The organism is Mucilaginibacter xinganensis, assembly GCF_002257585.1.
GTDB lineage: Bacteria > Bacteroidota > Bacteroidia > Sphingobacteriales > Sphingobacteriaceae > Mucilaginibacter > Mucilaginibacter xinganensis.
Genome location: NZ_CP022743.1, coordinates 2,838,711 through 2,862,234 on the forward strand (window position 1 = coordinate 2,838,711; position 23,524 = coordinate 2,862,234).

Below are 23,524 nucleotides of genomic sequence, written 5' to 3' on the forward strand. Positions count from 1 at the left end.
ATTAAATAAATCATTTTTTTAATATATTGCAAAAAAAAGGCTAAAAAGCGGAACCCTAATTTCGTTTTTACGTATAAAAAGGCCTAATTAATTATTGATTTAACCCAGGTAAAGAATGAAGAGATCTATTGGCGGGCTTATATGCGTTTTATTAATTGTCGCAATAACAACTATTAGCTGGAAAACAGCAGAATTTAACAGCAATCACAACAAATCATTTAAAAAACCTTCTACAGCGAGAGAATTGCTTGAAAAGTATATTACTAATATTTACGAATCCGCGCATTTACAGGAATCAGGCTTGGGCCTTGAAGTATTTAATAAAGCTGTGACAGGTTTCATGAACTTAAAGGCAAGCAACAAGCTTCCGCAAACCACTTCCATACTTACCGTTGTTGATCTTGCAAAATCCAGCCATGAAAAACGGATGTGGATTATTGATATGATAAATAACGAGTTGTTGATTAATACCTGGGTTTCGCACGGCCATGGCAGCGGTGATGATATGGCAACCAGTTTTTCGAACAAAATTGATTCCCACCAAAGCAGCCTCGGGTTTTATATTACCGACGATGTTTACTACGGCAAAAATGGCCGTTCGCTACGTTTAGATGGGATGGACGCCGGATTTAACTCAAATGCCCGTGAGCGTGCTATAGTTGTACATGGTGCTGACTATGTTGGTGAAAATGCAATTGCGCAACTTAGCAGGCTTGGTCGCAGCTATGGCTGCCCGGCGGTATCGCCCGAAGTATCAGACAAAGTGATAGACCTGATTAAAAATAAAACGGTAATGTATATTAACGGTAATGACAATCCTTACAATTCTAAGTTTTTAGACCCGGAACTTGCAGCAAGCTACGTTTTCCCTGATACAAAAAACGGCTTTATGGCAAGCTTGTAAAGTTCACTTTTGCTGATTAAACTGTAATATTAACGCTTCGCCACCTGTTGACTGCTGCTTTTAATGGGATGAAGCAGTTTTTGCAGGTGATCATACAAAACGATATCCTGCCCGTAAACGTCGTTCCTGAATTGCAATTTGCCTTCTTCATCAGCCCAGCAAGTTACATATGTAATATAAACGGGAACTTTTTTAGGTAGGTAGATAGTAGTAGGTTCGGGGTTGTCGCCGGCCATATCTTCTGCTATCGTATTATATTTTTCGCCCTGTCCAAATAGGTTCAAAGCTAATCCCTGCGGATCACCCAGCCGAACACAACCATGGCTCACAGCGCGCATACTTCTATAAAATGCGCTCTTTGCCGGGGTGTCGTGTAAATAAACGCTGCTTTTGTTATTGAACAAAAATTTTATTTTACCTAAAGAATTATCGGCACCTGGTTTTTGTTTAAACTCATAGGGCGAGTTTTCTTTTGTTATTTTTGTCCAGTCGATATCTTCCGGATCTTCAACCAGCTTATCGTTTTCGTAAACGTCGATGTCCTTGTTTGATAGATAGTAACGATCTTTTGCTGCTTCAACCAATATTTCTTTGTTTGCAATACTGCGCGGGATATTCCAAATTGGGTTAACATCAACGCTATGGATCAGGCTATTGAGTAAAGGCGTTTCATGGTCATTTGGCTTATCAATCCTGCATGAATCATTGTAAGCTACCAGCGTATTGGCGTTGTCCATGTTACGTCCCTGCCCAACGCAAACTTTCATTTTCAACACCGATCTGCCGCTGTCAATTACATTCAAAAAGAAATCAGGAATATTTACTATCACATATTTATCTTCAAAAGGCTTATTACGCCATCTTAAACGCTCAAGGTTTACTAATAAAATACGCCTTGTTTCTTCACCTGATCTTCCTGGAGCTTCGTATTTGTCTTTCAAGGCTTTTTGTAATACCAGGTATTGAGGGCTCCTGGGTTGAATGCTGTCGAGATAGGTTTGCATATCATTAATACGAAAAATACGCACCATGCCAAGGCTATCAGCGGCTTTTGTTGCCAAAAAATATCGCCTGTAAATTGTTTTCGGGTTAATTACACCATATTGCAGGGCATTGGAGTAATCGATGAGTGAGCTGGAAGCCGCAATCTCGATTTTTGCAATTGCGCGATATGCCGAGTCAAGACTTTTTGTATTTTTTTCTAATGCAAATTTATACATCAAATCACGTAATGCCTGCGCTTTGAATAACTGAGGGTCCAAACCATGTTCATCGGCTTTTAAACAATAATTTGAAACAGTAAGTAAATCGCCATTAAACAAATGCGCCATTACTAACTGCGGCTCGTAATGATTTTTCTTGTAATAGTTTGCTATAAAATCAGCATGTTTTAGATTATGCCTCTCTGACAAAAGCGTATTTTTAAAAACCGCGGCGAAACCTTCGGGAGTATAATCCTGGTAAATTTTGTTATGAGTCTTTTTAAAAAAGAAAGTGGCAGTTTCGTTACGCTTCTTTTTGCAGCTTTGAAAAGTGATAATTAAGGCGGCAACAATTAAAAACGGGGCGACAATTTTTTTTGCCGGAAATAATTTAATCATATTAATCAATGGCTTCAAAGATAAGGCTTTGTTCACAATTCGTAGTGACAACTTGATATTAGAATTTTGTTAATTTTGAATAACATAAAAGTCAATGCACTTATTTGAGCGCTAAACTTTCATAACTAATAGTATGCCAATGAGAAAATGTTTTGCAATTATTTTTATATTATTTATTAATTCGGGTTTAAAGGCTCAAAAGTTTAGTCCTGTAAATCAGAATGCAACGCCTGGGGTAAAAAAGGTGCTCAACTTGTTGTACGAAATAAAGGGCAGGTACATTTTGTCAGGTCAGCAAAATTATAACAGTGACAGAAATCTATTTTCAGATAGTGCTAAAAGTATTACCGGAAAGTATCCGGCTATTTGGGGGAGTGACTTTATTAATTGGGGCGATAAAGACCTGGGGCCGCAAATAGTAGAAGAAGCTATTAAAAAATCGAAAGAAGGATACCTAATTACACTGATGTGGCATGAGGGAAAGCCAACTGACGAGCCGCCGTATGATTTTGAAAAGAATGTAAAGGGCAAGATGACCGATGCGGAATGGGTAGAGCTGATTACACCAGGTACCACCCTGAATAAAAAGTGGCTGGGCCAGATAGACGTTGTAGCGGGCTATTTAAAGCAATTAAGCGATGCTGGCGTAACCGTTTTATGGAGGCCCTATCACGAAATGAACGGCGTGTGGTTTTGGTGGGGAAATAGAAAGGGTGACAATGGCATTAGTAAATTGTGGAAAATGATGTATGACAGGTATACCAATTATTTCCATTTAAATAATTTGTTATGGGTATGGGGTGCAAATGGGCTGCGGGATATTCCTTACGATGAAGCTTACGATTATAAAGACTTTTATCCGGGTGCTAACTATGTTGATATTTTAGGTGCCGACATCTATCATTTTGATTACGAGCAAAAAGATTATAACGAGCTGTTGAAGCTGGCTAACGGGAAACCGATAGCGCTTACGGAAACCGGTGAACTCCCGAAGCCCGAAATATTAAAGGTGCAGCCGGAATGGACCTGGTTTATGGTTTGGACTAGCTGGCTTTGGACCGATAATACCCACGATAGGGTGAAAGAAATTTATAATTTGCCACAAACGCTTAACCACGATGAAGTTAGTGCTAAACTTGATTCAATTAAATAGAAGAAGATATGGCAAAAACTGAAGTTTGGTTACGCGGGCCTATGGAAGGGGTCCCCGTTTTATTACAACCCGTCGCCCATGCTTTATCACAGGCCAGGGAAGAGATAGGTGTATTAATGGCCGGTTTTCCTGAAGCCTTGTTATGGGAAAAACCTGCAGGACTTGCATCACCCGGATTTCACCTACAGCACCTTGCGGGTGTGCTAAACAGGCTTTTTACTTATGCTGAAGGTCAACAGCTTTCCACCCAGCAATTGGATACACTGGCTGCTGAAGGCAAGCCACCATACGGAGAATATGGTGCAGGTGTTTTAGTCGAAATATTTAATAAGCAGGTGGATGATTGTATCGCTCAATTAAAAAGGATTGACGCGTTAACGTTATCAGAAAGCAGGGAAGTAGGCAGGTCAAAATTGCCATCAACCGTCATTGGTTTATATGTTCACGGGGCCGAACATACGATGAGGCATGCCGGACAGCTTTTGGTTACAGTAAAAGTATTGATTGATAACTATGCGGATGATCTGGATTCACGCCTTATAACGTAATGTTTAGTAGCTGTTTTGCCGATGAAAGATAGGCCCATGTTTGCCAGATTACTAAAAACGCCCTATTATGATTGATACCACTGTACGAAACAAATCCAATCAACGATATTAGCTAAACATCTTTCGGTTTTAGTAATTCAAGGGCTATGGTTTTAGGAATAGCGATAGGCTGCAATGTCATTAAAAACCGTGACTTTTGAAAAAGCGTGTTAAATTTTAATTTGTGTCCAAATTTTTTTAACAGGTACGTCAATAGTAAAAGGATCATAAGCTACACTTTAAATTGTTAAACACCGGAATTGCCCATTAATCGTAATTAGTTTGCAGGTTATGCAAAAGTTTAGATCGCTGTTATTTATACGCCCAATATTATTAATAAGATGCGTTATTAATGAAATATAATCCTTCAATTTAAATGGGAAAAGAAACAGTTGATGACCTTGTGAAGTTTATGCTCCCTTACTCGGACAGCGTAAAAGCATCCGCTATTTGGCTTAGAGAATTTGTTTGGGAATTGTACCCGGAAAGCAATGAACTTATATATGACAATTACAATGCGGTTGCCTTTGGATGGTCAACTTCGGATAGGGCAGGAGATGTGTTTTGCAGCATTGCTGTTTGCAGCGATCATGTGAATTTTGGCTTTAACCGCGGAATTGATTTTCCTGACCCTGAAAAGTTATTGATTGGCAATGGAACGCTGTATCGATACTTACAAATCAGGAAGAAAGAGGATTTTCCCGAAGCATACATTAAACAGTTACTGGAATATGCTTACGAGAATTCAATATCAAGATTAAAACCCGCAAAGACGATAACCCAAGGGCAAACTATAGTTAAGTCTATTTCTGCGGTTAAAAAAAGACCAGGAGGAGCGATCAGACACTAGATATTAATCAAAATCGGAATTTAAAAGCAAAATTTTATTTTTTCTTTAGGACTTTACTGACTTTTTCGACTCCAACTAATGATTTCCTTTAACAGAAGCCTTATCTATAGCGGCTTGTTTTTTTGGATCAACATATTCCTCATCGCGGCTTTCCGGAACATTTCTCATATCAATGTTTTCAATGTAAGTCCATCTTCCGTTTTTTAATTTGTAACCGTCATAGGTTAAATCGGGGCCATAGGTTGAACGTTTGTCTTTTAATTTGGGATCGGGCGGCGCCAGGTGATCAAATACAATGAGGTTTTGCTCAGGCACATACTTCAATAGCATGGAGGCCTGGCGGGTGTACTCAAAAACTATCCTGTCCCGCGTTTTACCATTGCCGTCAAAAACGTGCATTCCCAGTTCAGGCTTGCCTTCGTTAAAGGATAAAACATCAATTACCTTTTTTGTTGATTCAACCGTATTGCCTTTCCACCCAATTAAGATATAGTAAGGCTTGGGCGAATAAACAGGCACTATTTTGTAATACTGCGCGCCGAACCATTTTCTATTGTCGGTAACAGAATCTTCCGGGTTTTTCAACAGTGGCGAATAATCTTCTAAAGGGTACATTTTTAAATTGCCGCCAGTGTTTAGTTGTATGGTGCCATAAAAGCGATAGCTGCCATCTAAATTGGTAATATGCCAGCTTATAATCCGAAAGCGATTATCCGGCGAATTAATGATGCTAACACTCTTTAATGAGTCGAAAGGATAAATAAAAGAATTAGGGATTTTAAGGGCGCTGACAAGTGTTCTAACAAATGCATAATTTGCATTTTTTCGCTCCATGTCATTCTCATCGTTCACAAACTTTTTACCCAGTGTTACCAGGGAGTCCTCATATAAATGCAGTTTCTTAATACGCACATTTTCGTCAGAATGCTGGGCGAAAATAAACATTGGCGTTGCAGCCAATACGAAGCAGGTAATTAGCAGAAATTTCATCACCCCTAATTAACGAAAATTTTCCAAAACCATTGCACTGGCACCGCCACCACCGTTACAAATTCCTGCAGCACCGTATTTTCCATTATTTTGCTGTAAAACATGCAACAAAGTTACAATAATGCGCGCACCGGATGCACCGAGGGGATGGCCCAAAGAAACTGCGCCACCGTTTACATTTACCTTTGCGGGATCAAGTTTCATTAGCTGGTTGTTTGCTAATGCAACCACAGAAAACGCCTCATTTATCTCAAAAAAATCAATCTCTTCGGCGGATAATCCGGCACGGTTCAACGCAAGCGGAATAGCCTTTGATGGTGCAGTGGTGAACCATTCGGGAGCTTGCTGCGCATCAGCATAGGCAACTATTTTTGCCAGAGGTTTAATCCCCAACTCGTCTGCTTTTTCTCTACTCATTAATACCAGCGCAGCTGCGCCATCATTTAAAGTTGATGCGTTGGCAGCAGTAACCGTTCCGTCCTTCTTAAATACCGGCTTTAGCGAGGGGATCTTATCAAATTTTACTGCATTTGGTTCCTCATCATCAGCAAATAACGTTACGTCTCCTTTTTTATCTTTTAGTTCAACAGGGGTAATTTCCTGTTTAAATTTGCCTTCCTGCTGTGATTTTTGCGATCTTTTATAAGATTCAATGGCAAATGCGTCCTGTTCTTCGCGGCTTATATTGCATTCCACAGCGCACAACTCTGCAGCCGAGCCCATATGGTAATCATTATATACATCCCATAGCCCATCTTTAACAAGTCCGTCAATAATTTGACCATTTCCCAGCCTGTAGCCGTTCCTGGCCTTATCTAAATAGTAGGGAACGTTGCTCATACATTCCATTCCGCCGGCCACAACTATTTCGTTTTGGCCCAAAGCAATGCTTTGCGCGGCCAGCATAATAGCTTTCATTCCTGATGCACAAACTTTATTTACAGTTGTTGCCGGTATTGATGGCAAACCTGCAAAAATTGCTGCCTGTGTTGCCGGCGCCTGCCCCAGGTTTGCTGACAACACGTTACCCATATAAACTTCCTGGATTTGACCGGGGTTTAAACCTGCTCTTTCTACAGCCGATTTTATAGCTATGCTGCCCAGTTGTGTAGCTGACAGGCTTGCCAAACTGCCGCCAAAACTACCTATTGGGGTGCGTGTTGCTGAAACTATTACTACTTCTTTCATGGATATTTTAAATTGGAGCCGCAAATTTAATCTTTTTATTATGCATGCATAGTATTTTTAATCTGATTTTTTCTTTTTTCCGCTTTTTTTACGTTCATTTAAAGCATGCTGCAGCAGGTACTCTACCTGGCCATTAATACTTCTGAACTCATCAGCGGCCCAGCGTTCAATCTCCTTGAGCACCTCCGGGTTAATACGCAATATAAATGCTTTTTTCTCAGCCATTAATTAACTTGCTGTTTTGTAAATGATTTTATAATGATATCATAAAGATATCTATTTTTATTTCCTAAAAGCAAGAAAAACTGCATATAATGGAAACTTATAATTAATTTTGGTTTACAAACGTTTAAATGGCCAAATTATCTTCATCGCGTCAAAAGGCATTATTCCGCAAATACTCGCGTAATGTTAAGTTTTTAATGATGCTGGCGAGCATCTGTGTAATTGTTTTTACCCTGCCTAAGCAAGCAAAGTTCAGCTACGATATTGAAAAGGGGAGGATCTGGAACCAGAAGGACCTAATATCGCCTTACAATTTCGCCATTTTGAAAACGCAGCAGGAAATTGAGAACGATCAAAAAGCAGCGCTGGCGAGCATAACGCCTATTTACCAGGCCGATCCGGATATGCCGCAGCATCAGTTGGAAGGATTTAAAAATGACTTTGAAGTAAAATGGCACAGTGCAGGGTTTCCGGATAATAAAAAAGCAAAATATGAATCAACCGGGTACAACGTGTTAAAAACGATATACGATAAAGGGGTTTTTACACCGAATGCAAAGTACCAGCAAAACGCTGAAAATTACCAGATAACCATACTTACATTTAACCTGGCAACTGATAAAAATACGGCAGATCTTTTTACCAGGCAGAAAGCTTTAGATTATAGCGACCAGTACTTAAACCTATACAAGGACCTTGATAAGGCCTTTCTGCTTGATCTCATCAGCAACAGGCTGCAGGCCAATTTAACCTTTGACAACAAATTAACCTCGAGGCTTGAAAAAGAAGTAGTAGAAAACTTATCTACCACCCGGGGTATGGTCCAAAAAGGGGAGGTGATAATAGCCAAGGGTTCGGTGGTAAGTGATGATGGCTATCAAAAATTGCAATCCTACAAAAAAGCCTTTGAAGACAACGCCCGTATAAATGGCGACCGGAGGCTTGTTTTACTTGGCCAGGTTTTATTGGTGGGGATAGCTATCACATTGCTTATTGTTTTTTTATATCTCTTCCGTAAGGATATTTACAATGATAACCGCTTGGTAAGCCTGATTCTGCTGGTAATAACAGCAATGCTGTTTACCTTATCAATAGCTATAAAGTTACAGCTGCCTAACTTATATTATATTCCGTATTGTATAGTACCAATAATCATTCGCATTCTGTTCGATACTCGTTTGGCATTAAATATCCATCTGCTGGTAGTATTGATAGCAGGCTTTTTTGTTCCTAACAGCTTTGAGTTTGCTTATTTTGAAATTACAGCCGGGATGGTTTCTATCTATAGTATTAAAAACCTTATTCGCCGTGAGCAGTTTCTTGTTTCGGCCCTTATTATCACGTTAACTTATTTTGTAGCTTTTCTGGGGATTTCATTTATCAGGGAGGGTAGCATAAAAAGTATTGATTGGATGGACTTTTTGCCTTTTGTGGTTAGCGTTTTATTAACGTTGCTGGCTTATCCGCTCATTTATATCTTCGAAAAAATATTTGCGATTACATCCGACATCACACTGATAGAACTAACGAACACAAATGCGCCGCTGCTGCGTGAAATGGCCTTCACCGCACCAGGTACGTTCCAGCACTCGTTGCAGGTAGCCAACCTCGCCGAAAATGCCATATACAGCATCGGAGGTAATGCCTTGCTGGTTAGGGCAGGTGCCTTGTATCATGATATTGGTAAAATGGAGAATCCTTTATTTTTCATTGAAAATCAAACATCGGGCTTTAACCCTCACGATAAACTGCCTTACCAGGAAAGCGCGCAGATTATTATCAGGCACGTAAGCCAGGGAATTGAAATGGCAAGGAAAGCAAACCTCCCGGAGATTGTTATTGATTTTATCCGTACGCATCATGGCGATACCCGGGTAGATTATTTTTATCAGTCTTTTTTGAAAAATTTTCCCGAAAAATTCATTGATGAGAACACTTTTAGGTACCCGGGACCCATCCCTTTTTCAAAAGAAGGGGGTGTTTTGATGCTTGCCGACTCAATTGAGGCAGCTTCACGGTCATTAAAAGAACCAGACGAGCAATCGATAAGTAATTTGGTTGACAGGATTGTAAAATACAAGCTTGATCAAAACCAACTGAAAGACAGTGATATAACGCTAAAGGATATTGAAACTATCAAAACAATATTTAAGCGAATGCTGATGAGCATTTATCATGTGAGAATAGATTACTAAGAAAACGATTTTTTTTTTTGATGGATAAGGCGAATTGCTATATTTGCAATCCCGAAAAAAAGGGAATTATTTTAATCCGGTTCGAAAAGAACCCAAAATATGGTGAGGTGCCTGAGAGGCCGAAAGGATCAGTTTGCTAAACTGACGTACGGGAAACTGTACCGAGGGTTCGAATCCCTCCCTCACCGCAAGATTGATAATCAAAAGCCTGTAATTCAACAAATTACAGGCTTTTTTAGTTCCCGGTTAAACGACACTGTATTTTACAAAGAATTAATTAACATGAATTTCAGACCTATATTTTATCACTGGTAGCGTTTTTTGAAAATATTGTCCGACTTGTCGAAATACTTGTAAAAAATCATACTGCATATTAAAGGAAAACGGCCTACCAGCTCTGCTTTGACGAGTTTTCTTGACCATTGATAATTTAAGATCAAAAATTAAATAAATCCAACTGTTGCTTATACTTTCCCGGTGCCATGCCGGTGATTTTTTTAAATATCTTAGAAAAGTAAAATACATTTTCAAAACCGGTGTGTTCAGCAATCTGGGAAAAGGTCATTTGCGTTGTTACAATTAAATATTGAGCCCTTTCAATCCTTTTTTCGTTGATGTAATTTGCCGGCCTTTCACCGGTATGCTGCTTAAAAAGGCGTGAAAAGTAGTCACTGTTTTGATTTGCTCTTTTTGCCAGGTCGGCTACCGATAGGCCTTTATGAAGATTCAATGAAATATGACTGATAGCATCCAGTATCTTAACCGGGATCTGGCTCTCTTCTTTATGTTTAAAAATTCCCCGGGATAAAAATCGGGAGACTAATTGTAAGATAATTCCTTGTGTCTCCAGAAAAGTGGCTAAATTTTGCCGGTTATTGAGTTCCTGGTATTCCCTGTAAAAAATATCTTTTTCATAGATACTTGGATTGTCGGAACGGTTGATACCTCGTCCGGGATTAATTTCCAGTAGCCGGACGAAATTCCGGGCGTCAATTTCTGTTGCTTTAACTTTTAAAATTGACCTGTTGTTTGCAAACAAAGAGATCCCGTCTGAAGATTCCTCAAAAAACTGGATAAAATACTGGCTTAGATAGTTTTTACAGCTCAAATTGCATAATGTAAAACTTGGAATAATAAACAGGTAACCAGGCTCCAGTTGCAGCGTAGTTGTTAAGTCGGAAATTTCTCCGGCACCTGAATCAATATAATACATCCTGTAATAAGGACTAATCACGTTTTTATAGTTCCATTTAAGCCCCAAATCAGTATGGTCAACATTTAACAAGGAAAAAGTATGTTTTAGGATTCTTTTGAGCATGCATTATAGGTTATAAGTATCTTTTTTATCCTTAAAAGGGAAAGATAGGTAATCCTTTTTTAATTGCAAATGTCGGTTTTGTATAAAAGAAAGTCTAATTAGTTCAAATCTTTAGTCCGTAATCGAACTAATTTTGACTATTAGTTATGGATCTTTAATCCCCATGTAACTGACCAATTGTAATATCAAATTATTTATTTTAAGCTAATGATTGATGATCGGTCTTTGCCTCAATATTAGCCGGAAAAGCAATAAAAAAGTATGAAAAGAAGAACATTGATAAAAGGTATGGCGACTGGGCTATCGTCCTTGTATCTTTCAAAAAGCTATGCCGGAAGGCTGTTAAATGCTCCTTATGCCGATGGTCAGTTCCAGCCAACCTGGGATTCGCTGACACAATACCAGGTACCTGATTGGTTCCGCGACGCCAAGTTTGGCATGTGGGCTCATTGGGGGCCGCAATGCCAGCCGGAATATGGCGATTGGTACGCACGTGGCATGTACCAGGAAGGTAGTTCACAATATAATTATCATGTTCAAAAATACGGGCATCCCTCGAAATTTGGATTTAAAGATGTGATCAACGATTGGAAAGCAGAGAACTGGGATCCCGGCGAGTTAATCGGCCTTTATAAAAAGGCGGGCGCCAAATATTTTATGGCACTGGCTAACCATCATGACAATTTTGACCTTTACAAGAGTAAGTATCAAACTTGGAACTCTACCCGGATGGGCCCCAAAAAAGATCTAATTGATGGCTGGGCGAAAGCCGCTAAGTACCACGGTTTGCGCTTTGGGGTTAGTGTACACGCCGCCCATGCCTGGAGTTGGATGGAAACCGCACAACGGGCAGATAAGAAGGGCCCATTGACGGGTGTATCCTATGATGGTAAGATTACCAAAGCAGATGGTGCCGGTAAATGGTGGCATGGTGAGGACCCGCAGGAACTGTATGCTCAAAATCACCCATTAAGTGAAAACAGCCTGGATGATGGTATGATTCACCGGCAATGGAACTGGGGCAATGGAGTAGCAGTACCGTCAAAAGCATACTGCGAAAAATTTTATAACCGCACCATTGATTTGATAGATAAATATGGTCCAGACTTGGTTTATTTTGATGATACCGCCTTACCCTTATGGCCTGCTAGTAACGCTGGGTTGCGGATAGCGGCACACATGTACAACGCCAGTATTAAAAAGCATGGTAAATTAGACGCGGTCATCTTCGGTAAAATATTGGACGAACAGCAGCGAAAGTGCATGGTGTGGGATATTGAACGCGGCCAGAGCAACCAGATAGAGAGCCAGCCGTGGCAAACAGATACCTGTATTGGAGGCTGGCACTATGATCGCAGAATTTACGATACTAACGGCTACAAAAGCGCCAATACAGTAATCCATACTTTAATTGATGTGGTTAGCAAAAATGGTAACCTGATGCTTAACATCCCGGTACGGGGGGACGGTACCATAGATGAAAAAGAACGCGCTGTTGTGGAGGAGATAGCTGCCTGGATGCAAGTTAACAGCGAAAGTATATATGGCACACGCCCATGGACCACTTTTGGAGAAGGACCAGCTATAGACTCAGCCGCGCCGTTGAGCGCGCAGGGGTTTAATGAAGGAAAAGGCAAACCTTTTGCTTCTTCGGATATTCGGTTTACAACTAAGGAGAAAATATTGTACGCTGCTATGCTTGGCTGGCCTGCAAATAGAACAACCCTGATAAAAAAACTCGCAGCAGATGCCGGCGTTGGAAAAATTGAAGTGGTTAGTTTACTGGGACAGAACGGTAAACTTGAATTTGAACAGAGCAGAGAGGGATTAAAACTACAATTACCCGAAGTGCCTCCGTGTAAAACAGCGTTTGTCTTCAGAATCGAAGGAGCTATAGCTTAGTCGTTTTTGATGCCAGGATGGTAACAAAGTATATACGGCAGGGAATTATCACCTGCCGTATATGCCTGTTATATTAAGTTTTTCGGAGAAGTACCGGACGTTCGAAGATTTAGACCTATTTTACCCGCTCTACATATTCGCCGGTCCGGGTGTCTACTTTTATTTTATCGCCCTGGTTAATAAATAAGGGTACCTTTATTTCTATGCCATTTTCTGTGGTCGCATATTTCATCGCGCCTGATGATGTGTCTCCTTTAACCGCAGGCTCGGCATAAGTTATCTCCAAATCTACGTGGTTTGGTGCCTGTGCCATAATTGGTTCTTCACTTTCAAAAGACACAATAACATTCATTCCTTCTTTAAGAAATTTGGCTGCTGGCCCAAAAAGGGATTTTGGAATATTAAATTGATCATACGTTGTGTTGTCCATAATTACCAGGTAATCACCTTCCTCATATAGGTACTGATAATCATTTGTTTCCACCCGGCAAATCTCAACCTGTTCGTCAGTCGCCAGCCGCGCCTCAACAATTTTCCCGGTTTTGATGTTGCGGAACTTATCAAGATAGAATGCCCCGCCTTTTCCGGGAGTACGATGCAGCACTTCAGTAACAGTTACTAATTCGCCGTTGTAGCGTAATATATTTCCTACTTTAATTTCAGATGCTTTTGCCATGTATGTATGAATAGTGAATTTTGGCAGCAAATATATTGTTTTTTCCTCTTGGTAGTTGTGGTTGACAATAGGAACATGTAGATCAATTGTTTTTAGCAAGCCCTTGCTAAAAAGCAAATAAAAACGTGTAACACGCGATTTTTGGTTATCGTCAGCATGATAAGTAGTAATTATAAAACTTATAGGTGGTGTTTATAGTGTGGCAGTTGAAAGAAGCTATGTTGTATTTAGCGTCGCTAATTGCAATATTTAGTGAGCGGCATTCAAGTCTTACAAAGTGGCCTTAAGCGATGTTTGATGTGACCCGAAATGTATTTTGCGTATTTTTTGGAAATTGAAAAAAGAAACTTACCTTTAATGAACCAACAACCTTATCAAAAAAATGCAAAAATCATTTATTATCACGGGCATTGGAGGAGTTATTGTTTTGGCGCTTTTATTTAATGCCTGCAATGACACCACAAAAACTCCCGGCACATCAAACGGTTCGGATTCAACAAAAATTATAACCTCGCTAAGCGATACACTGCCGTACAATGTTGTGATTTTACCGACCGATTCGGTGCTCGACACTCAGATCAGGCATGACTTCGATCTTTTTTCCTGGCAATCGTTTATTGCACTTAACTGGCCGCTTAATAAACAAAATGTGATAGGACAGCAGGGCGATAACAATACCGTTTGGGAAACCTGGAAAGAGAACTACCAGGTATTTTTGCCTGATGGCAGTAAACCTGATCCGTGGGATGCCGCAAAACAAGGTAAAGAAAAACTGCTGGTGCAGGTAGGGAAAACGCCAACTGTGCTTACGGATGTTACTCAGCCATTTCTTACAGGTCCGCTAATTGATCAGAATGGTCAGTACACACGTTTTCAGATTGTAATGAACGAAGAGATGTTCGATTATATTGATACAAACACACTCTACAACTATCAGGGGCAATTGCGGTTCGATAAAACGATCGATTTTCCGGGAGGAGATAATCCCACAAAAAAATATGGTGCAATTATGGTCAAAGCATCATGGAAGATCCTTGGAAAAGGCGATGATACTTCGCGCTTTCACAAAGCTAATGCAACTATACATGTGCCGGCAATCCCCGGGCGCGGAATTCATGACACTACTTATAAGGCGCTGGTAGGTTTAGTGGGCCTGCATATTGGTACCAAGAGTAAAACTAATCCGCAATGGATCTGGTCGACGTTTGAGCAGGTTGATAATGCACCTACCTTCGGGCAAATCGGGGATGTGCATTATAACTTCTACAACAAACAGGCATCAGATCGGAAGGTTAATAATAAACCCGATGAACCGTGGGACCCTAACCGACCGGGGCAGGTGCCAAGCCAGATTGTTCGGCTAACACCGGTTTTCTCCGGCACCCAAGCGTTGAACGACTTCTTTCATAAACAATTAGCAGCTATCAATCCTAAAAGCGTATGGCAGTATTATGAACTGGTTGGTACGCAATGGCCGGTACATGCCAGGCAATTACCCGCCGGCGACCCGTTCCCGGTGTTTATGGCTAACGCTACGCTGGAGTCATATATTCAGGGTACTGTTCGTGATGGTAAAGTGGTATATACTCAGGGCGTAACTTCCAGTTGCATCGGTTGCCATAACGGTGCTACTACACTGGGGGGAAAAGCATCAGATTTTACGTACCTGCTCAGGACCGCAGCAGCAACACCAAAAAAGAAAACACCTTAATCCACGTTATCTATATTTGATATGACCTTAAAAGATTTTGCTAACCTTTCGGTGGTACTAACAGGTTACCCGCTTAGCACCATACTACCAGACTTTGATACTCAACACCAGGCCCAGGAGTTGCTTGATTTTTTACAGGCACCGGGTCGAGTGTCGCCAGGTACGCTCCAGCAGCTTGATGCAGCATGGACAGCCATTGAAAATAACAGTGATACATCGGTTAGTCAACAGGTACAGGACACCCTTATGGGCAATCCCGCGTTAGCCCGCCTGGTACAAAATATTATTATGATGTGGTACCTTGGCGCATGGTATGACCTTGCGCAGCCGCTTAATACCAAATCCTTTGTTTCTGAAGTGATCTCGGGTAAGGCGTATAAGAACGGACTTGCATGGGGCACTATGGGCGCGCACCCTATGGGTTACAGCGAAGAAAACTTCGGTTACTGGAACACGGTTCCTGTGTTACTTCAGCCACAACCATCTAACTAAAATTAAACCAAACCTTAAACAATGAGCATTTCTCAGACTAAATATGATGCCGTTATAGTTGGCGGCGGCTGGGCGGGCAGTACGCTTGCTTATAAATTAGGCGTTGCCGGCAAAAAAGTATTAATACTGGAAGCTGGTATCCCATTTCAAAGTGACAACCGTGAAGACTTTATGGAGACTTTTTTTATGGCCACGGCCAAAACACCCGAATCGCCATACAGTCAAAACTATAATGCCCCCAGGCCTTCGGTACTTGACATTAAGGCCATCACCGATCCCCCTCAGCCTCCTGCTGAAGATTGTAAGAATGCGAAAGATGCTATAGAAAAGGACGGTTACTTTATTCAAAAAGGGCCACTTCCTTTCGGCAGTACTTATGAGCGGTTAGCTGGTGGTACTTCGTGGCATTGGCTGGGTACCTGCCTGCGCCTGGTACGCAACGATTTTAAATTAAAAAGCGTTTATGGAGTGGGTGTAGACTGGCCCATGACATACGACGACCTGTCACCTTATTACGATGAGGCTGAACTGGAAATTGGTGTTTCTGCTGATGTTGAAGAACAAGCGATACATGGAATAACTTTTAGTCCCGATTATGTTTACCCTATGCAGCGGATCCCACCCAGTGTGCTGGACAAGGTACTTACAGAGGGCTTAAAAGATGTAGTTATTGACGGGAACCCGCTTACTGTAACCGGTACGCCGGCCGGACGCAACGGTATCTCGAACATTATGAAAGACGGGCAACCCTACAATAATGGACGCAGGCTTTGCCAGGGCAATACCAACTGTACGCCCATATGCCCCATACAGGCTAAATATGATGCCACCATTACTTTAAATAAAGCGCTGCAAACCGGTAATGTGGATATTCTTTACCAGACTGTAGCCAGTAATGTTTTGGTTGATACAAATACCGGAGCAATCACCGGGATTGAATACAAACAATATCAAACCAAAAATGGCCCGCAAACAGGTTCAGGTACCGCTACCGGAACTAAATATATTATTGCTGCCCACGCCATAGAGGCCGCCAAATTACTGTTGATGTCAAACACCCAGCTACCTAATGGCGTGGCCAATTTTTCGGGACAGGTTGGTAAGAACCTGATGGATCACCCGGTAAACCTTAGCTGGGGGAGTATGCCTGATCCTGTGTATCCATTCCGCGGCCCGCTATCAACCTCGGGAATCGAAACAACGCGCGACGGTAGTTTCCGTACAGAAAGGGCTGCTTATCGTATCGAGATCGGTAACGAAGGGTGGAACTGGCCGGCTGGCGCGCCTTACACCCAATTGCAGGGATGTGTTGGCGAAGCGGGGCTTTTTGGCAAGGAATTGATTGGGAAGATCCAACATGATTTTGTTCGTCAATTTAGGTTAGGATATCTGATTGAGCAGTTGCCAGAGGAGACCAATTATATTATTCCATCGGAAACCTGTTTTGACAATCTTGGTATCCCACGCCCGGAGATTCATTATAACCTCGATGATTATACCCGCGCCGGATTCCAGGCAGCAGAGGAAGCTTCCGTAACCATATTTGGGGCAGTAGGTGCGGCCATAAGTACTGAAAATCGTATTTCAACTGCAGGTGCGTTTACTTATGAAAACGGTGTTTATTATACAAATGGCGCAGGTCATGTGATGGGAACCCATCGAATGGGCGATAGTAATGAAACTTCAGTTACAGATGCCAATATGAAAAGCTGGGACCACGACAATTTGTACCTGGTAGGCTGTGGGTCATTGCCAACAGGTGCCACCGCTAATCCAACTTTAACCATGATGGCACTCGCTTTTAAAGCGGCTGATGCAATCATTAATTCTTTAAACGTACCTCATGAATAAGATGCACAATGATATGATGCCAGCAGAGCCCGGAGAACTAAAACCGACAACTACCGGTATCATTACTGAGTTTGCGCTCAATTGGCCAGGTAAAGAATGCTGTTCAACGCATGAAATAGCTATAGACGAAGAGCACATTTTTGTTAGCGGCCAGTTGATGGGCCAGATTGCCAAACTTGATTACAGCGGTAAAATACTTGATCACTTCATCATTCCTTCAAACACTAAAATACACGCTGGTAGCTGGCCTCATGGTTTATTACTTGATAAGCATAACCGTTTGTGGGTATCACTTGAAAAGGCCGGTTACGTAATAAGGCTTAATAAAAATACGGGAGAGATAGAACAGGAGATAGACGTGAGGTTGCATGCAAAGGGTGCCCGACAGCCCATTAACGTAGCACCGCATGGTATTGGGCTGGATGCTGATGGTGAAACGATTTGGTTTACAGGCAAAAGGACCAGTACTTTGGGGAAAATAAATCCAGACGGTTCGGTGGAGCATTTTCAACTCGATACGCTGGGGGCTGTTCCTATTTTCCTTTCTGCCGGACCTGACGGCGGTATCTGGGGCACAGAAGTGCAGGGGAACCACATTCTCCATATGTCAAAATCGGGGGTGCTTAGCGAATGTCAGATTCCAACACCTAATTCGGTACCAATAGGCATTATACCTGATCCTGTCAACCGCGACTGTATGTGGTTTACAGAACAAAACGGGGTGAAGTTTGCAAAAATAAGCCTGGATGCAAAAATAATAACTGAGTTTGATGTGCCTGCGCTTCAAAAGACCGATGTACTTGGATCTCTTTGTTTCGACCGTGAAAATAACCTGTGGATTGAAGTTTATGTGAGTGATACAGACACGTCCGGTAAGGGTTATGACTATTTGATAAAAGTAGATCGTTCTGGCTTATATCCTGAAGCAGGCCGGAACACTGGACTTAACTTTACGATTTATCCGCTTCCAAGACGTATGTCTATGCTCCATCGTATTAAAATGGATTTCCAGGGAAATATGTGGTTTACGGAAATGATGGCAGACAGAATTGGTAAAATTGACTTAATGGGGCGCTAATCAAACGGAAACAGCGACAGCGGGGTAATGGTGCTATATTTTTAAAAGTCTAAGTACTGCCTCATATTATAGGCTGATAGCGCGCCTGATATTATTTTTGAATAATTCATCAAAGTATTGATTAAAGTCTTTGAAATTTTGCCGTTTGTTACAGCAAATAATACCTAAGCTTTTGAATATTTTTGATTGACGTTTATCTTAATTGCCCATTTTGCAAATCGGGCGATGCCCGTCCTGATGTACACTTTTCGTTATCTTCCTTCCATTTAAAGTTCAGTTAATTCATAAAGTAATACTTACTCAGATAATCAGAGTCGCATCTTAAAAGACATTCCCCCGCCACACCAGTGCTTGAAGCGTAAAAAAGGGAGGATTTATGGGATGTATGGTGTGTTTTAAAAAAAGTGTACCAGAAATTGTAGCGTTTTATCTCATTTACCTGGTTTTAACAATTTGCTAATATCAAAAGGGTATGTTGGCGCCTTAATAATTACAAATTAAAAAAATGATTACACGTAAATTTTTTAAGAGTTTTCAGGAAAAAGCCGGAAGGAAAGAGATGATGGAGCGTGTACGCTTTGGTTGTCTTGGCTTGTTAATGCTTATGGCTTCTTGTATCAGCAATGCCGTGTTTAGCCAGTCAACCCATATCAGCCCATGGGAACCCGCAGAACTTGGTGTGCTGCCCCCGGTTGCCAGCCTTAACGGCGGTGTTTGGCTTAAGGGCGATCTTCATGTGCATTCGCGGCACAGTAAGGATGCATCGAATAACGATGTCGCGAAAATTATTAATTTTTCGAAGTCAGTTGGGATGGATTACCTGTGCATCACAGATCATGACAACCATGTAAACGGCGATATTGCAAATAACACATGGGCCGATCCGGAGTTTAAGTCGGACGCTGTACTGTTGCTGTACGGTGCTGAATGGACAACTACCCGGGGCCACGGAAACGTGTTCTCGGCTCATCCTTATGATCATCAGCGATTATACGATGTTCGCGATCAGCGCGATGTAGTGATAGGAGCCATAAAAAAGGAACTCGGAATCCATCTTTCAGCAAACCATCCCAGCGGGAAAGATCATTTTGGATATTCTTATGATATGGTTAACTCTATTGAGGTATGGAATTCGGCGATCTGGTCAAAAAATGCAAATGCGATAATGATCTGGGATGATATGCTTTCCTCTGGTCGCAAGTTGACCGGGAGGGGTGGGAGCGACTCGCATCATGGTACGCCTGATTCACCCGACAAGGCAACAAAAAACACTTACCAGGCTAAAGCTAATTATGTTGGAACCCCAACAACCTGGGTGTACGCTACCGGGCGGAATACACAAGCGGTTGTAGATGCGCTTACAAACGGGCGGGTTTGTATAAGTGCGAACCCATACGCACCGCGCGTTGAATTTTATGCCGATCTTGACCAGGATGGTAAAATGGATATGATGATGGGCGACAATGTTAAAGCCACTGGTAAATCGGTTAATTTCCGCGTTCAGCTAACGGGAAATATGGCTCCGGAAGCTACTTACATTATTCATGTGGTAAAAAACGGCGATAAGTTCAGCACACTGGAGCTAACCGGGAAAACGCCTATAGTTGAGTTTAAAGACACGCCTGAAACCCGCAGTCGCACTTATTACCGAATTGAAGTTGAAGGCCCGCCTACGGCATATCCGCAGGTTCCTGAATCCATGAACTTAAGCGGAAAGATGGTTGGCCTGTCCAACCCGATCTATTTTAATTTCGATCCTAACTTCTAAAGGCTGGCTCAATTTTTTTTAGTATTTTATTTACCGGCGAGCGCAGGTTGCGTTCGCTGTTATATGGTATAAGATTTTATTTTAGCTTTATTTCTCGATAAATATAGAATCATAAAAAGGGCTGGTGGTTGATGCCTGGGATATTTACGGTAAAATTCATTCCCTTTTATTACAAAAAACTAAAGCCAAACAGATACGTCGTGAAAAAAGTAAACTAACGGGTTTTTATCAAATATCTTTTGACCAAATAGGTCCACAAGTTTTGCAGCCTCGCATTTAATCAATTTGTTGAGCAGATTGATGCAATTAAGGATTATCGCAGAAATTAATCTTATTTGGCCCCAACATGCCGGTCAAATAAGGATAATGTTATTTAGCATTCTTTTTATTATGCAACCTGTTTTGCCGCTATTCACCGTGTTTTACACCGTTATTTAACCCCCCATAAATACCGTGTTTTCACCCATTGCAGCTACGGTACTTTATTAGTTAAATTTAACTGGTAAAAAAAAGGTTATTAATTATTGGTTATTTGAATTTATATCAACATCAGTATGATTTACAATAACAATTTTTTATATTAGGTAATACCATACAAAACCAAACAAAATTGCGATCTCAATCTCCGGATTATCCCGTTAAAACCCAAAGCGTTGATGAAAAGCTTTTTCGTCTGCTAGTTGCAAATGTAAAGGACTATGCCATATTTATGATCGATCCTAATGGTTATATTTTGAGCTGGAATCAGGGGGCAGCCTATATTAAAGGGTACCAGGAGGACGAAATTATTGGGCAACATATTTCTGTTTTTTATAACGCTGAAGACGTGGAAAAAAATCTACCCAGGCACAATTTGAACGAGGCATTGAAAAAGGGTTCATTTGAACAGGACGGATGGCGGGTTAGAAAGGACGGCTCTGCATTTTGGGCTAATGTTGTATTTACAACACTTTATAATGACGAAGGGAAACTGGTAGGCTTTGCTAAGATTACCAGGGACATTACGGAGCAAAAAAGAAGTGAACAACAAAGGGAAATACTTAATGCTGAGCTTGAAAGAAAAAATAAAGAAAATACGAGGAAAATAATCACAAACGAAATAAAATTCAGGAAACTGATTGAACACAGTTATGAAGGGATTTCACTTCTCGATAAAAATCTTTCGGTTATTTTCAGAAGTATTTCATCAGAAAGGATTAATGGCTGGAACAATATTGATACCGACGAAGGGGAGATTACGGAACTTGTTCACCCGGATGACAAACCGTTGGTGAATAATTTGTTTGCTGAGTTACTTGCCAAGCCAGGGAAGCCAATAATCTCAGAGTTTCGTACAAAACATAAACAGGGGCACTATATATGGGTTGAATGCCTGTACAATAACATGCTTGCTGATAAGAATATTAATGCCATTGTATGTAATTACCGAGACGTAACGGATAGGAAAAACGCAGCTAAAGAAATAAGGAAAAAAACACAACAGATTGAGCGGATACTTGAAAGTATCACTGATGGATTTATAGCGTTGGATACATCCTTTTGTATTACTTATGCCAATAACAAAATCAGTGAAATGACAGGATATCCGGTGGAAACAATCATCGGGAAATATATTTGGGATCAGTTTCCCGAGGCTATTGGTTCCGAAACTTATAAGGCTTTTAACAGGGCTTTCGCAGAGCAAAAATATATTTGCCATGAGGATTTTTATGCGCCTACAAATCTGTGTCAGGAAAATCATATTTATCCTTCAGTAAACGGGCTTTCTGTTTTTGTAAGAGATATATCTGAACGCAAAAGGGCCGAGCAGGAGATATTGCTATTAAATGAAAGTTTGGAAAAAAAGGTAACAGACCGCACCGGGCAGCTAGAAGCGGCAAATAAAGAACTGGAATCATTCTCCTATTCTGTATCGCATGATCTGCGAACGCCGCTGCGCGCTGTTAACGGTTTTTCCATGATGCTTAAGGAAGAATTTGGATTAAAATTAGGCGACGAAGGTAATAGGGTAATGGATATAATTATCGGTAATACAAGGCTGATGGGACAGTTGATTGATGACTTGTTAACTTTTTCCCGCCTTGGGCGTAAGGAAATGAAGCTGCAGGAATTTGATATGGCTGACATTGTTAAGGCTTGTGTAAAGGAGTTGCTTTTAAATGAACCTAAAAAATATAAAATAAAGGTAGCCAGACTGCCACATTGCTACGGCGATGGCAGTATGTTAAAGCAGGTTTGGATGAACTTAATAGGTAATGCAATTAAATATAGTTCTAAACAGAATCAACCCACAATTGAAATTGGATTTACGCGGGATAGTGCCGGATGTATTTATTATGTAAAAGACAATGGCGTTGGTTTTGATATGAAATATAGCGAAAAGTTGTTTGGCGTTTTTCAGCGCCTTCATAGTAATGATCAGTTTGAGGGGACAGGCGTTGGATTAGCATTAGTAAAAAGGATAATTGATAAACACGGAGGCAAGATATGGGCAAACGCACAGGTTAATGGCGGTGCTGTATTTAATTTTTGTATTCCTGATAAAAAATAAATCCTATAATGAATAAGAAAATGAACGGGAATGAAATTGAAATATTATTGGTTGAGGACAATGTTCATGATGCCGAACTCACCATTCGGTCATTAAAAAAAGTTAACCTTGCCAATAAATTGATCCATGTAAGAGATGGAGCAGAGGCGCTGGATTTTATATTTGCTAAAGGTGATTTTGCTGGCAGAAACATATTGAACAGGCCTAAAGTGGTATTATTGGATATAAAAATGCCTAAGGTTGATGGTATTGAGGTTTTACGACAAATAAAATCGAATGAAACTACCAAAACTATCCCGGTTGTAATGATGACCTCATCAAAAGAAGAGCAGGACATGATATCAAGTTATAATTTGGGGGTTAATAGCTATGTGGTAAAACCCGTTGATTTTGAAGGTTTTGTAAAAGCTGTTTGCGAGCTTGGACTATATTGGCTGATAACTAATCAGCAAATACAATAACAACCCTAACCTATACTTATCAT

The 23,524-nt window shown here is 40.9% G+C and carries 19 protein-coding genes and 1 tRNA gene; 14 read left to right on the top strand and 6 right to left on the bottom strand.

Annotated elements, in window-relative coordinates; genetic code table 11:
* Positions 1 to 115: 115 nt before the first annotated feature.
* The gene (locus MuYL_RS12485) at positions 116 to 904 is read left to right on the top strand and encodes a murein L,D-transpeptidase catalytic domain family protein (RefSeq protein WP_094570896.1); all 789 of its coding nucleotides are present in this window, start codon (positions 116 to 118) and stop codon (positions 902 to 904) included.
* 29 nt (positions 905 to 933) lie between these two features.
* On the opposite strand, the gene MuYL_RS12490 is transcribed toward MuYL_RS12485, so the two are convergent.
* Positions 934 to 2,505: a L,D-transpeptidase family protein gene (locus tag MuYL_RS12490; RefSeq protein ID WP_094570897.1), complete on the bottom strand. Its 1,572-nt coding sequence runs from the start codon at positions 2,503 to 2,505 to the stop codon at positions 934 to 936.
* 139 nt (positions 2,506 to 2,644) lie between these two features.
* Here MuYL_RS12490 and MuYL_RS12495 point away from each other — a divergent pair, with 139 nt between their 5' ends.
* The 3 genes from MuYL_RS12495 to MuYL_RS12505 all read left to right on the top strand — a co-directional run bounded on the left by MuYL_RS12495 (position 2,645) and on the right by MuYL_RS12505 (position 5,095).
* Complete coding sequence (locus tag MuYL_RS12495) at positions 2,645 to 3,658, top strand: glycosyl hydrolase (RefSeq protein WP_157740826.1); 1,014 nt, start codon at positions 2,645 to 2,647, stop codon at positions 3,656 to 3,658.
* An 8-nt stretch (positions 3,659 to 3,666) separates the two neighbouring features.
* Positions 3,667 to 4,206 (top strand): DinB family protein, encoded by a 540-nt coding sequence (locus MuYL_RS12500; protein ID WP_094570899.1) that lies wholly within the window; start codon positions 3,667 to 3,669, stop codon positions 4,204 to 4,206.
* A 415-nt stretch (positions 4,207 to 4,621) separates the two neighbouring features.
* Positions 4,622 to 5,095 (top strand): DUF1801 domain-containing protein, encoded by a 474-nt coding sequence (locus MuYL_RS12505; protein WP_094570900.1) that lies wholly within the window; start codon positions 4,622 to 4,624, stop codon positions 5,093 to 5,095.
* A gap of 75 nt (positions 5,096 to 5,170) precedes the next feature.
* On the opposite strand, the gene MuYL_RS12510 is transcribed toward MuYL_RS12505, so the two are convergent.
* From MuYL_RS12510 to MuYL_RS12520, 3 genes are read right to left on the bottom strand one after another with little or no spacing between them, the layout of a single operon-like run.
* On the bottom strand, positions 5,171 to 6,085 hold the full coding sequence (locus MuYL_RS12510; RefSeq protein ID WP_094570901.1) for a hypothetical protein: 915 nt from the start codon (positions 6,083 to 6,085) through the stop codon (positions 5,171 to 5,173).
* Positions 6,086 to 6,094: 9 nt separating this feature from the next.
* Positions 6,095 to 7,273 (bottom strand): acetyl-CoA C-acyltransferase, encoded by a 1,179-nt coding sequence (locus MuYL_RS12515; RefSeq protein WP_094570902.1) that lies wholly within the window; start codon positions 7,271 to 7,273, stop codon positions 6,095 to 6,097.
* Between the two features lie 57 nt (positions 7,274 to 7,330).
* Positions 7,331 to 7,498: an Arc family DNA binding domain-containing protein gene (locus MuYL_RS12520; protein WP_094570903.1), complete on the bottom strand. Its 168-nt coding sequence runs from the start codon at positions 7,496 to 7,498 to the stop codon at positions 7,331 to 7,333.
* A 128-nt stretch (positions 7,499 to 7,626) separates the two neighbouring features.
* On the opposite strand from MuYL_RS12520, the gene MuYL_RS12525 reads away from it, so the two are divergent.
* Positions 7,627 to 9,693, top strand: a complete 2,067-nt coding sequence (locus MuYL_RS12525; RefSeq protein WP_094570904.1) for an HD family phosphohydrolase — start codon at positions 7,627 to 7,629, stop codon at positions 9,691 to 9,693.
* Positions 9,694 to 9,794: 101 nt separating this feature from the next.
* A tRNA-Ser gene (locus MuYL_RS12530) sits at positions 9,795 to 9,881 on the top strand.
* Between the two features lie 248 nt (positions 9,882 to 10,129).
* On the opposite strand, the gene MuYL_RS12535 is transcribed toward MuYL_RS12530, so the two are convergent.
* Positions 10,130 to 11,011: a helix-turn-helix domain-containing protein gene (locus MuYL_RS12535; protein ID WP_094570905.1), complete on the bottom strand. Its 882-nt coding sequence runs from the start codon at positions 11,009 to 11,011 to the stop codon at positions 10,130 to 10,132.
* A 261-nt stretch (positions 11,012 to 11,272) separates the two neighbouring features.
* Between MuYL_RS12535 and MuYL_RS12540 the strand changes: the two genes are divergently transcribed.
* Positions 11,273 to 12,913, top strand: a complete 1,641-nt coding sequence (locus MuYL_RS12540; protein WP_094570906.1) for an alpha-L-fucosidase — start codon at positions 11,273 to 11,275, stop codon at positions 12,911 to 12,913.
* A gap of 115 nt (positions 12,914 to 13,028) precedes the next feature.
* Here the strand turns inward: MuYL_RS12540 and efp are convergent, their stop codons facing one another.
* The gene (gene efp, locus MuYL_RS12545) at positions 13,029 to 13,589 is read right to left on the bottom strand and encodes an elongation factor P (RefSeq protein ID WP_094570907.1); all 561 of its coding nucleotides are present in this window, start codon (positions 13,587 to 13,589) and stop codon (positions 13,029 to 13,031) included.
* Positions 13,590 to 13,971: 382 nt separating this feature from the next.
* Here efp and MuYL_RS12550 point away from each other — a divergent pair, with 382 nt between their 5' ends.
* The 7 genes from MuYL_RS12550 to MuYL_RS12580 all read left to right on the top strand — a co-directional run bounded on the left by MuYL_RS12550 (position 13,972) and on the right by MuYL_RS12580 (position 23,501).
* Positions 13,972 to 15,300, top strand: a complete 1,329-nt coding sequence (locus MuYL_RS12550; RefSeq protein WP_094570908.1) for a hypothetical protein — start codon at positions 13,972 to 13,974, stop codon at positions 15,298 to 15,300.
* Positions 15,301 to 15,321: 21 nt separating this feature from the next.
* Positions 15,322 to 15,792: a hypothetical protein gene (locus tag MuYL_RS12555; RefSeq protein ID WP_094570909.1), complete on the top strand. Its 471-nt coding sequence runs from the start codon at positions 15,322 to 15,324 to the stop codon at positions 15,790 to 15,792.
* Positions 15,793 to 15,813: 21 nt separating this feature from the next.
* Positions 15,814 to 17,643: a GMC family oxidoreductase gene (locus MuYL_RS12560; RefSeq protein WP_094570910.1), complete on the top strand. Its 1,830-nt coding sequence runs from the start codon at positions 15,814 to 15,816 to the stop codon at positions 17,641 to 17,643.
* Positions 17,636 to 18,721, top strand: a complete 1,086-nt coding sequence (locus MuYL_RS12565; RefSeq protein ID WP_094570911.1) for a Vgb family protein — start codon at positions 17,636 to 17,638, stop codon at positions 18,719 to 18,721. The genes MuYL_RS12560 and MuYL_RS12565 overlap by 8 nt, the downstream gene beginning before the upstream one ends.
* Before the next feature lie 505 nt (positions 18,722 to 19,226).
* Positions 19,227 to 20,489 carry a CehA/McbA family metallohydrolase gene (locus tag MuYL_RS12570; RefSeq protein ID WP_245845513.1) on the top strand — a complete coding sequence of 421 codons (1,263 nt, stop codon included), beginning with the start codon at positions 19,227 to 19,229 and terminating at the stop codon, positions 20,487 to 20,489.
* Positions 20,490 to 21,099: 610 nt separating this feature from the next.
* On the top strand, positions 21,100 to 23,040 hold the full coding sequence (locus tag MuYL_RS12575; RefSeq protein WP_094570912.1) for a PAS domain-containing sensor histidine kinase: 1,941 nt from the start codon (positions 21,100 to 21,102) through the stop codon (positions 23,038 to 23,040).
* 8 nt (positions 23,041 to 23,048) lie between these two features.
* Complete coding sequence (locus MuYL_RS12580) at positions 23,049 to 23,501, top strand: response regulator (RefSeq protein ID WP_211710136.1); 453 nt, start codon at positions 23,049 to 23,051, stop codon at positions 23,499 to 23,501.
* The last annotated feature ends 23 nt before the right edge of the window (positions 23,502 to 23,524 follow it).